Source organism: Nocardia sp. NPDC003726, assembly GCF_053586955.1.
In genome coordinates, this window is record NZ_JBSFNF010000009.1 from 231145 (window position 1) to 246302 (window position 15158).

At 69.5% G+C, this 15158-nt stretch carries 16 protein-coding genes; 11 read left to right on the forward strand and 5 right to left on the reverse strand.

Annotated elements, in window-relative coordinates; all coding sequences use genetic code 11:
• The first annotated feature begins 71 nt into the window (after positions 1-71).
• From ACWDMM_RS15165 to ACWDMM_RS15180, 4 genes are all read left to right on the forward strand, one after another.
• Positions 72-353 carry a phosphoribosyl-ATP diphosphatase gene (locus ACWDMM_RS15165; protein ID WP_174315390.1) on the forward strand — a complete coding sequence of 94 codons (282 nt, stop codon included), beginning with the start codon at positions 72-74 and terminating at the stop codon, positions 351-353.
• Between the two features lie 44 nt (positions 354-397).
• Positions 398-1249, forward strand: coding sequence for an ATP phosphoribosyltransferase (hisG, locus tag ACWDMM_RS15170; protein WP_195080063.1), 852 nt, complete (start codon positions 398-400; stop codon positions 1247-1249).
• 113 nt (positions 1250-1362) lie between these two features.
• Positions 1363-1497, forward strand: a complete 135-nt coding sequence (locus ACWDMM_RS15175; protein WP_267468030.1) for a hypothetical protein — start codon at positions 1363-1365, stop codon at positions 1495-1497.
• Positions 1497-2693, forward strand: a complete 1197-nt coding sequence (locus ACWDMM_RS15180) for a YeiH family protein (protein WP_449937874.1) — start codon at positions 1497-1499, stop codon at positions 2691-2693. Before ACWDMM_RS15175 ends, ACWDMM_RS15180 begins: the two co-directional genes overlap by 1 nt.
• 94 nt (positions 2694-2787) lie before the next feature.
• On the opposite strand, the gene ACWDMM_RS15185 is transcribed toward ACWDMM_RS15180, so the two are convergent.
• On the reverse strand, positions 2788-2955 hold the full coding sequence (locus ACWDMM_RS15185) for a hypothetical protein (RefSeq protein ID WP_195080061.1): 168 nt from the start codon (positions 2953-2955) through the stop codon (positions 2788-2790).
• A gap of 124 nt (positions 2956-3079) precedes the next feature.
• On the reverse strand, positions 3080-3991 hold the full coding sequence (locus ACWDMM_RS15190) for a RecB family exonuclease (protein ID WP_195080060.1): 912 nt from the start codon (positions 3989-3991) through the stop codon (positions 3080-3082).
• Between the two features lie 75 nt (positions 3992-4066).
• On the opposite strand from ACWDMM_RS15190, the gene ACWDMM_RS15195 reads away from it, so the two are divergent.
• A complete protein-coding gene (locus tag ACWDMM_RS15195; protein ID WP_195080059.1) occupies positions 4067-4900 on the forward strand; it encodes a tRNA (adenine-N1)-methyltransferase in 834 nt (277 codons plus the stop codon).
• Between the two features lie 42 nt (positions 4901-4942).
• Here ACWDMM_RS15195 and ACWDMM_RS15200 read toward each other — a convergent pair whose 3' ends face one another.
• The gene (locus tag ACWDMM_RS15200) at positions 4943-5458 is read right to left on the reverse strand and encodes a hypothetical protein (protein WP_195080058.1); all 516 of its coding nucleotides are present in this window, start codon (positions 5456-5458) and stop codon (positions 4943-4945) included.
• Positions 5459-5636: 178 nt separating this feature from the next.
• Between ACWDMM_RS15200 and arc the strand changes: the two genes are divergently transcribed.
• Positions 5637-7397, forward strand: coding sequence for a proteasome ATPase (gene arc / locus ACWDMM_RS15205; protein WP_195080057.1), 1761 nt, complete (start codon positions 5637-5639; stop codon positions 7395-7397).
• 66 nt (positions 7398-7463) lie between these two features.
• On the opposite strand, the gene ACWDMM_RS15210 is transcribed toward arc, so the two are convergent.
• Positions 7464-8474: an RNA polymerase subunit sigma-70 gene (locus tag ACWDMM_RS15210; RefSeq protein WP_195080056.1), complete on the reverse strand. Its 1011-nt coding sequence runs from the start codon at positions 8472-8474 to the stop codon at positions 7464-7466.
• A 115-nt stretch (positions 8475-8589) separates the two neighbouring features.
• Here ACWDMM_RS15210 and ACWDMM_RS15215 point away from each other — a divergent pair, with 115 nt between their 5' ends.
• From ACWDMM_RS15215 to ACWDMM_RS15225, 3 genes are read left to right on the forward strand one after another with little or no spacing between them, the layout of a single operon-like run.
• Positions 8590-8955 carry a nuclear transport factor 2 family protein gene (locus ACWDMM_RS15215; protein ID WP_449937877.1) on the forward strand — a complete coding sequence of 122 codons (366 nt, stop codon included), beginning with the start codon at positions 8590-8592 and terminating at the stop codon, positions 8953-8955.
• A gap of 36 nt (positions 8956-8991) precedes the next feature.
• Positions 8992-9615, forward strand: a complete 624-nt coding sequence (locus tag ACWDMM_RS15220; RefSeq protein WP_195080054.1) for a TetR/AcrR family transcriptional regulator — start codon at positions 8992-8994, stop codon at positions 9613-9615.
• 2 nt (positions 9616-9617) lie between these two features.
• Positions 9618-11141, forward strand: a complete 1524-nt coding sequence (locus ACWDMM_RS15225) for a glycosyltransferase family 39 protein (RefSeq protein ID WP_195080053.1) — start codon at positions 9618-9620, stop codon at positions 11139-11141.
• A 13-nt stretch (positions 11142-11154) separates the two neighbouring features.
• Here ACWDMM_RS15225 and ACWDMM_RS15230 read toward each other — a convergent pair whose 3' ends face one another.
• Positions 11155-13260, reverse strand: coding sequence for an acyltransferase family protein (locus ACWDMM_RS15230; protein WP_449937881.1), 2106 nt, complete (start codon positions 13258-13260; stop codon positions 11155-11157).
• A 206-nt stretch (positions 13261-13466) separates the two neighbouring features.
• Here ACWDMM_RS15230 and ACWDMM_RS15235 point away from each other — a divergent pair, with 206 nt between their 5' ends.
• Positions 13467-13949 (forward strand): cation:proton antiporter regulatory subunit, encoded by a 483-nt coding sequence (locus ACWDMM_RS15235; protein ID WP_195080052.1) that lies wholly within the window; start codon positions 13467-13469, stop codon positions 13947-13949.
• 4 nt (positions 13950-13953) lie between these two features.
• The gene (locus ACWDMM_RS15240) at positions 13954-15135 is read left to right on the forward strand and encodes a cation:proton antiporter (RefSeq protein WP_195080051.1); all 1182 of its coding nucleotides are present in this window, start codon (positions 13954-13956) and stop codon (positions 15133-15135) included.
• Positions 15136-15158 lie beyond the last annotated feature (23 nt).

Below are 15158 nucleotides of genomic sequence, written 5' to 3' on the forward strand. Positions count from 1 at the left end.
AAGGGGCGGGCGCACCGGGCGGTTGCCTTCACCGGCCTTCGTGGGCCGGAGCAACAGGCCCGCATCCGGGTCTGAAACAATGGCTCATCGTGAAGAACTTCGAATCCCTGTTCGCCGAGCTGCAGGATCGTGCGGTCAACCGCCCCGAGGGGTCCGGAACCGTTGCCGCGCTGGACGCAGGCGTGCATACCCAGGGTAAGAAGGTGCTCGAAGAGGCCGGCGAGGTGTGGCTGGCCGCCGAACACGAGAGCGACGAGTCGCTCGCCGAGGAGATCTCCCAGCTGCTGTATTGGGTGCAGGTGCTGATGGTGGGTCGCGGGCTGAAGCTCGAGGACGTGTACCGACATCTGTGACGGCACGTCCGACACCCGTTACACCTCCCGAAAGGACTCCCTCCATGCTGCGCGTCGCAGTCCCCAACAAAGGCGCCCTCTCCGAATCCGCCGTCTCGATCCTCGCGGAGGCGGGATACCGCAAGCGCACCGATTCGCGCGACCTCACCGTGCTGGACCCGGCCAATCAGGTCGAGTTCTTCTTCCTGCGGCCCAAGGACATCGCGATCTACGTCGGTTCCGGCGAACTGGATCTCGGCATCACCGGACGTGATCTGGCCCTCGACTCCGGCGCGCCGGTGCAGGAACGGCTCGCGCTCGGCTTCGGCCGCTCCACCTTCCGCTACGCGGCCCCGGCCGGACGCGAATGGAAGGTCGACGACCTGCGTGACAAGCGCATCGCGACGTCCTACCCGAACCTGGTGCTCGCTGATCTGCGCCGCCGCGGCATCGAGGCCGAGGTGATCCGCCTCGACGGCGCGGTGGAGATCTCCATCCAGCTCGGCGTCGCCGACGCCATCGCCGACGTGGTCGGCTCGGGGCGCACGCTGCGCCAGCACAACCTGGTCGCGTTCGGTGAATCGCTGTGCGACTCCGAGGGCGTGCTGGTCGAGCGCGAGGACGCCGATCGCGGCGACCGGGCGCGCAATCAGCTCGTCGCCAGGATCCAGGGCGTGGTGTTCGCCCAGCAGTACGTCATGCTCGACTACGACTGCCCGAAGAACCTGCTCGACGAGGCGGTCGTGATCACCCCCGGGCTGGAGTCGCCGACCGTGGCGCCGCTGGCCGACACCGGATGGGTGGCGGTGCGCGCGATGGTTCCGCGCAAGCAGAGCAACGAGCTGATGGACAAGCTGGCAGATCTGGGCGCGAAAGCCATCCTGGCCACGGACATCCGCTCCTGCCGGGCATTCTGAACGCCGGATTCGCCCGATCCGCCTGATCCGTTCAGGCTGAGCGCAATCGGTGTGCGCTGTGACCGGGGGTTGCTACCGTGCGGCCTCTCGATGAGGAAACGCAAGGAGCCCCCGTGTCACAGTCACCACCCGAGGAGCAGTCGGGCAGCACATTCACCTGGAACGAGGACTGGCTGGCGGCGATCGCCGGGCTGGTCTTGATCGCGCTGGTCCTGCTCGGCGCGATTCCGGATTGGCTGGTGCCGTGATGGCCGAGACCGGAGCCGGAGCGGCGAAGGAACCGGAGACGCTGGCCGACAACCGATCTGCGGCCGACGCGCCGTCCGGGCTGCCCTCGTCGGAGACCGAGGCGGTGCAGGCGACGTCCCGGCCGACCATCGCGGCCATCGTCGCCGGTGTCGCGGTCGTGCTGGTACTGGGCGCTCTCACCCGCTACTTCGAGACACACGTCCCGCGGTGGTCGGTGGACACCCCGTTCCAGCGGGTCGCCAAGTCGATCGAATTCCCGGTGTACGCCATCGCCCTCGGCCTGCTCGGCAATCTCGTACTGAGCAAACTCGGACTGCGGGACCGGCTTTCGGCGGGCTTCCGCACCGAGTTCTTCATCAAGACCGGCGTGGTGCTGCTCGGCGCATCGATCAACCTGAAGGTGCTGGTCACCGCGGCGGGCCCGTCGATCCTGCAAGCGCTGCTGCTGATCACCACCGTGTTCGGTTTCACCTGGTGGCTGGGCGGACGTCTCGGGCTGGACGACAAGCTGCGCGCGCTGCTGTCCTCGGCGGTGTCGATCTGCGGTGTCAGCGCGGCCATCGCCGCGGCGGGCGCGGTGCAGGCGCGGCGCGAGCAGATCGCCTACGCGGCCTCGCTGGTGATCGTCTTCGCGCTGCCGTCGATCTTCCTGCTGCCCTGGCTGGCGGAGGTGCTCGGGCTCTCGGACGAGGTCGCGGGCGCCTGGATCGGCGGCAATATAGACACCACGGCGGCGGTCGCGGCCTCGGGCGCGATCGCGGGGGAGAAGGCGCTGCAGATCGCCACGATCGTCAAGACCACGCAGAACGCGCTGATCGGCGTGGTCGCCATCGCGCTGACCGCGTACTTCACGTTGCGTGTCGAGCGCACGCCCGGTGCGGTGCGGCCGTCGCCGCGCCAGTTCTGGGAGCGGTTCCCGAAGTTCGTGCTCGGCTTCGTCGCCGCATCGATCATCGGCACGCTGTACCTGCAGGCGGTGGACAAGAAGTCCGGCGCGGCGCACATCGCGATCGTCAACGATCTGCGCACCTGGTTCCTGATCTTCGCGTTCGTCTCCATCGGCCTGGAGTTCTCGCTGCGCGGGCTGCGGGAAGCGGGCTGGCGGCCGGTCGTGGTGTTCGGATCGGCCGCGGTCGTGAATCTCGCGGTGGGGCTCGGGCTCTCGGTGCTGCTGTTCCGCGATTTCACCGCCTGAAGCCGGCTGCGGTGGATACGCAACCGAAACCTGGGCACGCGGTGTCGCTCGCTCCTGGACTCCGGTAGCGGGCGGCCCGCCGTTGGAGAAACGTTCACCGGCCGGTTTCGCGGGTCGGTTCGAAACCACCGGGCTCACCGGGAAGGCTGTCGGTCGTGCCGGACAGGATCGACGACCAGAAGGCCGCGGCGGAGCCGGGTCTGCGAGCGAGCGCCCCGGCGGACGACGGTGCCTCCGGGAACGGCGCGGCGTAGACGCGCATTCGCGATCTGTTGATCGTCGCGGGTGACGCGGTTCTGGTCGCGGTCCTGATCGTGGCGGTTCTCCTGCTCGGCGAGCGCGGGACCTCATCGGACTTCCTGTGACCGCTCTGGGCCACTAGAACGTCAGTCCGAGACGGCTTCGGCGAGGGTCTCGTCCGGGGATTCGGTGACGCCCTCGCGCGGCCAGCCGGGATAGGGCGGTGGCGTGCCGCCGAACGCCGGGCACAGTGGCTTGTAGTCGCAGTAGGAGCACAACCAGCCGGTGTTCGGCTGGAAGTCCCCGGTGCGCCCCGCCTCGAGGATGGCCGCCCACAGCGCCGAAAGCGTGCGTTCGAAGCGCAGCAACTCCTGCTCATCGGGGGCGTAGGTGAGGATCTGCTCGTCGGCCAGGTAGATCAGCCGTAGCTGGGCGGGCACGAGGCCGCGGGTGCGCAGCACCACCAGCGCGTAGAACTTCAGCTGGAACAGCGCCTTGGTCTCTTGCGTCGGTCCGGGTACTCGGCCGGTCTTGTAGTCCACGACGCGCAGGGCACCGTTCGGCGCGATGTCGATCCGGTCGACGAATCCGCGCAGCGGCGCGCCGTCGGCCAGTTCCACCTCGACCCGCGCTTCCCGCGATTCCGGATCGAACCGGGTCGGATCCTCCAGCCGGTAGTACCGCCGCACCAGTGCGCGCACCTCGTCGAGGAACGCCTCGAGTTGCCCGGCTGCGATCAGTTCCGCCACCTCCGGCTGTTGCGCGTGCACCCGCGCCCAGGACGACGGCACCAGGGCCTCGGCGCGCTCGGGCACCCGCTCGGCGGCGGGCAGCCCGTAGAGATCCTCCAGCACCGCGTGCACCACCGTGCCGCGCACCGCGTGCACCGACGGCCGCTCCGGTATCCGATCGATCGCGCGGAACCGGTATTTCAGCGGACACTGCTTGAAATCCATTGCCCGGGAGGGCGACAGCGCGGGCCTGGCGCGGCGGGCCGTCGCATCGGGCTGGGAGGTCCGCGCGTCGTCGGCAGGGGGCGTGGACACGGGCGAGCACATACCTGGCAGGCTATCCGGCGGCACCGACACTCCGGTGCCGGACAGCACGGAACCCAACGAGCGGGACGGAGATTCATGACGGCCAGACGGACCGGGCCATTCACCATCGGTGACCGGGTGCAGCTGACCGATGCCAAAGGGCGCCTGTACACGGTGGTCTTGGAGCCGGGCAAGGAATTCCACACCCATCGCGGCGGAATCAAGCACGACAGCCTGATCGGCGCCGACGAGGGCAGCGTGGTGCATTCCACCAACGGCACGCCCTACCTCGCGCTGCGTCCGCTGCTGATCGACTACGTGCTGTCCATGCCGCGCGGCGCCGCGGTCATCTATCCGAAGGACGCCGCGCAGATCGTGCACGAGGGCGACATGTTCCCCGGCGCGCGCGTGCTGGAAGCCGGCGCCGGATCCGGTGCGCTGACCTGCTCGCTGCTGCGGGCAGTGGGTCCGCAGGGGCAGGTGGTGTCCTACGAGATCCGCGACGATCACGCCGAGCACGCGATCCGCAACGTCGAGACGTTCTTCGGCGAGCGGCCGGCGAACTGGTCGCTGACCGTGGGCGACGTGGCCGGCTACACCGGGGAGCCGGTCGATCGCGCCGTGCTGGACATGCTCGCGCCGTGGGACGCGCTACCGGCGGTGTCCAAGGCGCTGGTGCCGGGCGGCGTGCTGATCGTCTATGTCGCCACCGTCACCCAGCTGTCGAAGGTGGTCGAAGCGCTGCGCGAGCAGGAGTGCTGGACCGAGCCGCGCTCCTGGGAGTCGCTGGTGCGGCCGTGGCACGTGGTCGGCCTCGCGGTGCGGCCCGAACATCGCATGCAGGGCCACACCGCCTTCCTGGTCAGCGCCCGCAGGCTGGCCGAGGGCACCGTCACGCCCAAGCCGCAGCGCAGGCCGTCGAAGGGCTGAGCGCGGCCGGGCGGGCGAAAGGGCGTGGCCGCTCGGCGCGACTCAGGCCGGGACGCAGGGCGCCTGCGCGAAGCCGAGCAGCAGACAGCCGCTTGCGTCCGACAGCTTCCAGGTGCCGTCGACGTTCTCCCAGCTCAGCGGCACGGCTGGCGCGGAGCCGTGCGGGGAGGTGATGGTCACCTGGGCGTTCGCGGTGTTGCCCTGGGTGGTGATGTCGGCGACGGCGAAGGTGAGCGCGTAACCCTGCAGGCCCTTGTTCATCTGGTCGATGTTCGCCGTGCGCTTCTCACCGTCGACGATCAGCTCGGTCTTCTCCGCGGTGGGTACAGTCGGATCGGCGAGCTTCACCAGCACGGCCTGCAGGGTCTCGGCGGTCGGCGCACCGGTCGCATGGGCGGAGTGATCGTGGGTACCCGACGCGGCGGCGCTGGTGGTGGCCGAGCTCGCCGCGCCGGTGGAGTCGTCGTCGGAGCCGCACGCCGCCACCGCGCCGGAAATGGCCACCGCCGCCGCGGCGGTGACAAGGGAAAGACGCAAGGTTCTCGCGGGAAGGAGCATGGTCGGCAACCTTTCGGCTCGGCGGCGAGCACGCTCGCCATGGTCGGGTTAGGGCAGGCTAACATGGTGGTCCGGCCGCCGATCGCGGCCCAGATGTGATCACCACGAAACCATGTCGGAAAGCGAGAACGGGTCGCGCCCGGTAGCGTTGATAGACCGGGACTGGGAGGAGCAGCACATGAGCCCCATCGAGAATTCGGATTCGGCGGCCTGGAGAGAGCTCGAGGCGGTACGCGCCGAGGCGGCTGCACTCCGAAGGCAACTCGCCGACTCGCCGGATCGCACACGGGAATTGGAAGCCCGCATCGATTCGCTGACCATTCGCAACACGAAGCTGATGGACACACTCAAGGAAGCGCGCCAGCAACTGGTCGCGCTCCGCGAGGAGGTCGATCGGCTGGGTCAGCCGCCGAGCGGATACGGCATTCTGATCGGTGTGTACGACGATCAGACGGTCGACGTGTTCACTTCGGGTCGCAAGATGCGGTTGACGTGTTCACCGAACATCGAGACCTCGACGCTCGAATACGGTCAGACCGTCCGCCTCAACGAGGCGCTCACGGTCGTCGAGGCCGGGCACTACGACGCGGTCGGCGAGATCGGCACCCTCCGGGAGATCCTCGACGACGGGCGTCGCGCCCTGGTCGTCGGCCATGCCGACGAGGAGCGCGTGGTGTGGCTGGCGGGCCCGCTGGCGAAGGTCGCCGAGATGGACGATCTGGACGATCCCGATTCCCCCATCCGCAAGCTGCGGCCGGGCGACTCGCTGCTGGTGGACACGAAGGCCGGATTCGCCTTCGAGCGCATCCCCAAGGCCGAGGTCGAGGATCTCGTGCTGGAAGAGGTGCCCGACGTCGACTACAGCGACATCGGCGGTCTCGGCAGGCAGATCGAGCAGATCCGCGACGCGGTGGAGCTGCCGTTCCTGCACAAGGACCTGTTCCGCGAGTACGCGCTGCGTCCGCCGAAGGGCGTGCTGCTCTACGGTCCGCCCGGCTGCGGTAAGACGCTCATCGCCAAGGCGGTGGCCAACTCGCTGGCCAAGAAGATCGCCGAGGCGCGCGGTGAGGATGCCAAGGAAGCCAAGTCGTACTTCCTGAACATCAAGGGCCCCGAGCTGCTCAACAAGTTCGTGGGCGAGACCGAGCGCCACATCAGGATCATCTTCCAGCGGGCCAGGGAGAAGGCCTCCGAGGGCACGCCGGTGATCGTGTTCTTCGACGAGATGGACTCGATCTTCCGCACCCGCGGCTCCGGCGTCTCCTCGGACGTCGAGACCACGGTGGTGCCGCAGCTGCTGTCGGAGATCGACGGTGTCGAGGGCTTGGAGAACGTCATCGTGATCGGCGCCTCCAACCGTGAGGACATGATCGATCCGGCGATCCTGCGGCCGGGCCGCCTGGATGTGAAGATCAAGATCGAGCGTCCGGACGCGGAGTCGGCGCAGGACATCTTCTCGAAGTACCTCACCGAGGACCTGCCGCTGCACGACGACGATCTGGCCGAGTTCGGCGGCGACAAGGTCTTGTGCATCAACGCCATGATCGAACGCGTCGTCGACCGGATGTACGCCGAGAGCGAGGACAACCGCTTCCTGGAGGTCACCTACGCCAACGGTGACAAGGAGGTCCTGTACTTCAAGGACTTCAACTCCGGCGCCATGATCCAGAACATCGTGGACCGCTCCAAGAAGTACGCGATCAAGTCGGTGCTCGACACGGGCAGCCCCGGTCTGCGCATCCAGCATCTCTACGATTCGATCGTGGACGAGTTCTCCGAGAACGAGGATCTGCCCAACACGACGAATCCGGACGACTGGGCACGCATCTCCGGCAAGAAGGGCGAGCGGATCGTCTACATCCGCACGCTGGTCACCGGCAAGAACGCCAGCGCCAGCCGCGCCATCGACACCGAGTCGAACACCGGCCAGTACCTGTAAGGTCGCGCCGGCCACGAAGGGCCGCGTCTCTCCGGAGGCGCGGCCCTTTCGCTGCCCGGGTGCGGGTCATGCCGGTGACGGGCCGGTCGCCAGCTGCGGGGGAAGCCCGAACCGGGGATAGAGGGCGTCGAGATGGAAGCGGGTGATTGCGCTGATGCGGTCGCCGGCGGAGGCGAGCACGAGCAGGCCGGCCGGGGTGGCGACCGGCCGGAACGAGTCGTCGAGATAGGTGCCGAACGCGGGCAGCCCGTTGGCGTGCGTCGGCAGCAGGTGGGCGCGGCGTGCGCCGCGGTAGGCGAAGGAGGCCGACAGGAACGCCGCGATCGCGGCGCGGCCCTGGTACTCGTGCGGCGCTGGGGGCATCGACAGCCAGGCGTCATCGGTGAGCAGTGCGACGACACCGTCGATGTCGCCCGCGAGGTAGGCCACGGCGAAGCGGCGGGCGAGGTCGTGCTCGTCGGGTGTGGCCTGCCGCGGGACGCGGTGCCCGCGATGGCGGTCCAGCGATGCTCGTGCGCGTTGCAGGTTCCCCTTGACCGCGACGGGCGTGACGCCGAGCAGTTCGGCCACTTCGGCGACCGGGAAGCCGAGCACGTCGCGCAGCACGAGGCACGCGGCTTGCCGGGGCGGCAGCCGCTGCAACCCCATGACGAAGGCGAGTTCGACGGCTTCGGCGGCCGCGTAGCGGGCTTCCGGGCCGGGCGCGGTATCGGCGAGCTCGGCTTCGCCGAGCGGGTACGGCTGCAACCAGCGGATTCCGTCCCTGCGGGTGGGTTCGGGCGGCGCGAACGGCGGCACCGGCTCCGGTGGGAGGCGGCGACGGGCGTCGCGCAACGCGTTGAGGCAGCGATTGGTGGCGATGCGGTAGAGCCAGGAGCGTAGCGAGGACCGCTGCTGGAACCCGGGCAAGCCGCGCCAGGCCGCCAGCAAGGTCTCCTGGAGCATGTCCTCCGCGTCGGTCAGCGAGCCGAGCAGCCGGTAGCAATGCAGCTCCAGTTCGCGCCGGTACGGGTCGGTGAGGGCGCGAAACGCCGTCTCGTCGCCCGCCCGCGCCCGTTCCAGGATGCTCTGCCGCACGCCGCCGATGTTGCCAGTTCGCGGGCTCTTCCACACGGCGCGTTCCCTCGCGGCCGTTCGCGGTGTCACTACCTACAGCACGGCGACGCGCCGATGCCTACTGGAAGGAGACATCATGTCGGACCGAACCGCCCTCGGGACCTCGCTGGCGTTCTACCACGCCTGGACCGGGCACGACTTCGCCGCGGCGATGACCTATGTCGCCGAGGAGATCGTCTGCGACGCGCCCGCCGGGCGGATCGTCGGAGCCGCGGCCTTCCGCGAATTCCTCGAACCGTTCAGCCGGATCCTGACCGGCGCGACGTTGCTCGCGTCGTTCGGTGACGACCGCACCGCGCTGCTGATGTACGACACCACGACGGTTCCGGTCGCACACGCGCCGGGTGCGGAGTGGCACACGGTGGTCGACGGTCGCATCACCTATATCCGGATCGTCTGCGACCGCGCGCCGTTCGACGCCGCCAGGGCCGCGGCCAGCTGACGTACCGCGCCTGGCCGTCCGTGCTAAATTTTGACCATGCGGCCAGAAAGTAGCACGGGCGGCCAGCGGAGGTCGTTCATCGAGGAGGCGCGGCGGCGGCAGATCATCGCCGCCGCCGTCGAGGTGATCTCCGAGGGCGGGTACGCGAATGCTTCACTGGCGCGGATCGCCGAGCGCGCGGGCATCTCCAAAGGCGTCATCTCCTACCACTTCGAGGGCAAAGACGATCTGATGACGCAGTTGGTGGTGCAGCTGTACGTCTCGGCCGCGGAGTACATCGCGCCGCGGGTCGCCGCGGCGGCCGGACCGCGCGCAGGCCTGCTGGCCTATCTCGAATCGAATCTCGGCTTCATCGACGCCAACACCACGTACGTGGCGGCTCTGGTCGAGGTGGTGACCAATCTGCGGGACGCGGACGGCAACCCCAAGTTCAGCTCCGCCGACGGCGAGCGCGACATCATCGCGCCCCTGGCCGACATCCTCGCCGAAGGGCAGCGCGGCGGCGAGTTCGGCGAGTTCGACCCGCTGTTGATGGCCAAGTCCATTCGTGACGCCATCGACGGCGCGGCCGGGCGGGCGGTACGGGAACCGGATTTCGCGATGGACGCGTATGCGTCGCACCTGTGCAGGCTGTTCGACGCGGCCACCCGGAAGGGATAAGGATGACTGAAGTACTGGGCGGCCGGCGGCGCCCGGATGATCACGCCGAACCGTTGCCCCCGTTCGCCTTCGGCGGGGTCGCGGCGGTGGCGGCATCGGCCGCCGTGGCGCTGCTGGCCTCGATCGGGCGGTACGGATTCTTCGGCGACGAACTGTATTTCGTCGCGGCGGGCCGCAGGCTCACGGTCGGTTACGCCGATCAGGGACCGTTGCTGCCCGCGATCGCGCGGGCGATGGATCTGCTCGCCCCGGATTCGCTGGTGGCGCTGCGTCTTCCGGCCGTGCTCGTCACGGTGGCCGCGGTGGTGCTGACCGCCCAGATCGCCAGGGAGTTCGGGGGCGACCGGCCGGCGCAGGTGCTGGCCGCCGCAGCCTACGCCACCTCACCGTTCCTGCTGGTGCAGGGTACTTTGCTGGCCACGAACACGATCGACACGGCGTTGTGGGTGGTGGTGAGCTGGCTGGTGATTCGCTGGGTGCGCACCCGCCGCGACGGCTTGCTGCTGGCCGCTGCGCTGGTCACCGCCGTGGACATGCAGGTGAAGTGGCTGATCCCATTCTTCTGGATCGCGCTCGCGATCGGGGTGGCGATCTACGGACCCCGCGAGCTGCTGCGCCGCCCCGCCCTGTGGTGGGGCGGCGCGATCGTCGTCGTCACGTCGGCGCCCAGCCTCGTGTGGCAGGCGGAACGTGACTGGCCGCAGCTGCGTCTGGGTGGGGTGGTCGCCGCGGAACAAGCCACGATCGGCGGGCGCTACAGCTGGCTGCCGCTGGCCCTCGCCTCCGCCGGTGTGATCGGCGGACTGCTGCTGGTGTATGGAGTGTGGGCGCTGCTGCGCGCCGAAAGTCTGCGGCCTTACCGGTTTCTCGGGCTGATGCCGGTGGTCCTGGCCGTGATCTTCATCGTGACCGGCGGACGGCCGTATTACGCGGCGGGCTGCTACGGAGCGCTGATCGCGGTCGGTGCGGTGCGGTGGATGGAGAACCGGCGGCGCTCGCGCCTGCTGCTCACCGCTGCGGTGGCCGCGTTGTCCGTTGCCGCGGTTGTCTTCTCGCTGCCCTTGCGTCCGGAGTCCGACATCGAGCCGGTCGACACCCAGGCTCAGGCGGGATTCGAGATCGCGATCTACGGGCGGTTCGGCTGGTCGGAACTCGCGGCCGGGACGGCGGCGGCCTACGCGGCGCTGCCGGAGCACGAGCGGGCCTCGGCCGTGGTGATCGCCGATTCCTATTGGCAGGCAAGCGCTTTGGACCTCGCCCGCGCGTCCTATGGTCTGCCCGCCAGCTATAGCCCCAATCGCGGTTTCGGCTACTTCGGCACCCCGCCGGACACGGCGACGACGGTGCTGTGGGTAGGCGGCGCCGAGACCGACGTGCGCGCGCACTGCGCCCAGGTGAGCGCGGCCGGGCAGGTCGACGCCCGGCTCGGATATCCGGGAGTCACCCGGGGCGTCACCGTCTGGCGCTGCGCGCAACCGCTCGTGCCGTGGTCGCGCGCCTGGCCGGACATGTTGCGGCTGAACTGATCCGTTCGCGCTCTCACCACCAGCCGAGGATCGGCGACAAGTGCCTGCCCAGTTCCGGCGCCAGCGACCGCGAATAGCTGGCCGTGAGGTGGTGCTCGTCGTGATAGATGAGGACGTTGCCCTCGCTGACCGCGCAGACGTCGCGTTCACACAGCGCGTCGGACAGATCCAGCGGAAAAACGTTGGGGAACGAGGCGGCGAACTCCAGCGCCGGGTTCACCTCGTCCAGCGCGGCGGCGCGTGGCATCCCGCAACTGATCCGGTCGCCGTGCTGGGCCAGGCAATCGATGGCCCGATACCGCACGCCGTCGCGGCGCAGCCACGGCGTATCGCGGATGGCGAGCACATTGAGTCCACGATCGGCCAGCCGGGTCCAGACTTCTGGATAGTCGGGCGGGGTCTCGTCGCCCGCGCCGTCGCGAGGCCGGGTCGCCGTCGTGAAGACCCACTCCGGGCGTTGGAGGCCGAGGCGGTCGATCACCTCCACGGACCAGTCGCGGCAGTCCGGATTCGCCTCACCCTTGTACATCGGTTCCGCCGCCACCGTCAGCGGGCAGCCCATCTTCAGGTACACCTCGACCCGGAAGGCGTGCTCACGGGCGAGCAGATCGAGCGCGGGCACCCAGTGCTCGGCGTGCGAGCTGCCCACCACCGCGATGGTGCGCTGCGCGTCCGCGTCACCATAGGTGCAGGTGACGACGTCGCGGGTGTCCCAGTCCGCGATGCAGCCGTCGCGCGAGGGGTAGGCGGCGTCGGCGGGCGCTTCGTACACGCTCGGCCGCATCGGTGCCTCGGGCGTACTCGCGCCGTTGACCAGCGCTTCCGCGCCGGGATAGTGCCCTGGATCGAGCACGGCCACCGCCCGCGGCGGATTCGCCCTTGTCGCGACCTGCTCGCCGACCGCCACCGCCAGCACCGCGACACCGAGCGCCGCGACCAACCGGCCGGTGCGGACGGCGCGGGCGGGCGGCTGCGCGACCGGACGGCCCGACCGCATCCGCAGCGGCTCCTCGACGAACCGGTTCGTCAGATAGGCGAGCACCAGCGACGCCCCGATGACACCCAGGCCGACGCCCAGCCCCGCGGTCGCGGCTCCGGTGCGCGCCAGCACGAAGATCAGGATCGGCCAATGCCACAGATACAGCGCGTAGGACAGCTCGCCGAGACGCACCATGGCGGGCGCGCCGAGCAGCCGGTTGGGCAGCGGCTGCTGGGCGGCGGCGAGATCGCCGCCCGCGACGATGAGCGCAACCGTGGCGCCGACGGGTACCAGCGCGGCCGGACCGGGGAACCGATCGGCGCCGTCGATCAGCCAACCGCAGGTGAGCACCGCGACCGCGCCGAGGACCGCCGCCGCGACCCGCGCCGAGCGTGGCGGCGACAGCAAGGGGGCGACGATGGCCAGCAGTGCCCCGGCGAAGAGTTCCCAGGCGCGGGCGAAGCTGTCGTAGTAGTTCCAGCCCTGATGGGCCGCGGCGCCGTGCGCGGCGTAGAGGAACGAGGCCACCGCGCCGATGCCGAGCAGGATCGCCAGGACCGGGGGCACCGCGCCGGGACGGGCGAAACGCAGGCACAGGCGTGCGACCGCCGCCACGGCGACGAGCGCGAGCAGGTAGAACTGCGTCTGCACCGCCATCGACCACAAGTGCTGCAACGGGCTCACCGACGGATCGGCGGCGAGGTAGTCCGACCAGGACAACGCCAGATACCAGTTCTGGTAGTACAGCAGCGACGCCAGCGTCTGCGCCGCCATCTCGCCCCACTGGGTGAACGGGCGCAGCAGCACGGTCGCCACGATCACGGCCGCCAACAGCGTCACCAGGGCGGGCAGCAACCTTCGTGCCAGCCTGCGCGCCGTGCGCACGACGCGGACCGTGCCGGTGGCCGCCACGCCGCGCAGCAGCGAGCCCGTGAAGAAGTACCCCGACAGCACCAGGAATACGTCCACCCCGCCCGACACCCGGCCGAACCAGATGTGGAACGCGACGACCAGCGCTATCGCCACGCCGCGCAGCCCGTCCAGATCGTGCCGGTACTCGGCGGCCCCCGCCCGCGGCGCCGCCGCGGTGGCGACCGCGCCCGGCCGGAGCAACCGGTTCACCGCTCGCGAGACGGTCACCGGACTCGCACGGCGCGTTCGTCGCGGCGACGGAACGCGACGGCTCGGCGACGGAGGCGGGTACGGGACACGTCATTTCTCTTACCACGGGCGGTGAACCGCGGTCCAACTCGCCGGGCCGGAGTGGCGTGCGGAAACGGCGGATAATACGGACAATTCGGGCACCTGTCCGTCATGCGCGGCGGGCCGGTCGATAGGGTGGGATCGTGAATGTCGAGGTGACACCCCTGCCGGGTATCGGTGTACGCAAGGATTTCCCGCTGACCAATACACGACGCCGGATAGGGGTGATCGACCATCGCGACGGCACGATGGATCTCATCGTGAGCAAGCCGGACAACCCCGACGAGACCGAACAGGTACCGCTGTCGGGCAAGGAGGCGGCCGTGCTGGCCAGCCTGCTCGGCGCGCCGCAACTGGTCGAGCAACTGCGCGAAGAGCACCGCGCGTTCACCGGATTGACCACCCGGCAGCTGTCCATCCCGGACCGCTCCCGTTTCGACGGCCGCAGGCTGGGGGAGACCCAGATGCGCACCAGGACGAAAGCGTCCATCGTCGCTGTGGTCCGCAGCGGGCAGCCGATCCCGTCGCCGGGGCCGGACTTCACCTTCACCGCCGGGGACGTGCTCGTCGTCGTCGGCACGGTCGATGGCCTCGAGGCCGCCGCCAAGATCCTGTTAGACGGCTGAGCGCATGGTGGCACACGAGACCGCGCTCGCGCTGATCCAGCTGGGCGCGGTGTTCTTCGGCCTGGGCCTGCTCGGCCGGATCGCCGCGCGCATCGGCATGTCGCCCATTCCGCTGTATCTGATCGGCGGGCTGGTGTTCGGCACCGGCGGCTTGGTCGAGCTGCGGCAGGTCGACGATTTCATCCATCTCGCCAGCGAAATCGGCGTCGTCCTGCTGTTGCTGCTGCTCGGCCTGGAATACAGCGCGCCGGAGCTGGTCACCGGCATGCGCCGATCATGGGCCGCCGGCGTGGTGGACATCGTGCTCAACGCGACGCCGGGTGTCCTCGTTGCGCTCGTCCTCGGCTGGGGGTTCACCGGCGCCATCGCGATGGCCGGGGTCACCTACATCTCGTCCTCGGGCATCGTCGCGAAGGTGCTCAACGATCTGGGCAGGCTGGGTAACCGGGAGACGCCGGTGATCCTGTCCATCCTGGTGTTCGAAGACCTGGTGATGGCCGGATACCTGCCGGTGCTGACCGCGGTGCTGGCCGGCGTGGGCTTCCTGGCCGGACTGAAGACGCTCGGCATCGCCTTGGCGGCGGTCACCGTGGTGCTGATCGTCGCGCTGCGGTACGGCCGCTACGTCTCCGCGATCGTCGACAGCGCCGACCGCGAGATCTTCCTGTTGAAGCTGCTCGGCTCCGCGTTGCTGGTTGCGGGCGCGGCCTCGGCGGTGCAGGTGTCCGCTGCGGTCGGCGCGTTCCTGCTCGGCATCGCGATCTCGGACTCGACCGCGCACAACGCGACCAAGCTGCTGGAACCGCTGCGCGATCTGTTCGCCGCGCTGTTCTTCGTCCTGTTCGGCCTGAGCACCGACCCGGCGAGCATCCCACCGGTGCTGGGCTGGGCGTGCCTGCTGGCGCTGGTCACCACGGCCAGCAAGATCGCCACCGGATGGTGGGCGGCCAAGCGGGCCGGTGCCGGCCGCTTGGGCCGGGCGCGCGCGGGCACCGCCTTGGTCGCCCACGGCGAGTTCTCGATCGTCATCGCGGGGCTCGCGGTGGCCGCGGGCGCGGTCCCCGCCGAATTCGCCGCGCTGGCGACCACGTACGTGCTGCTGATGGCGGTTCTCGGACCGGTCGTGAGCCGGTTCGTCGAACCGGCGATGGCGCTGCTGCTGCGGCGGCGCGCCGCGGTGTCCTGACGCTCACGGTGGCGGCACGCGAT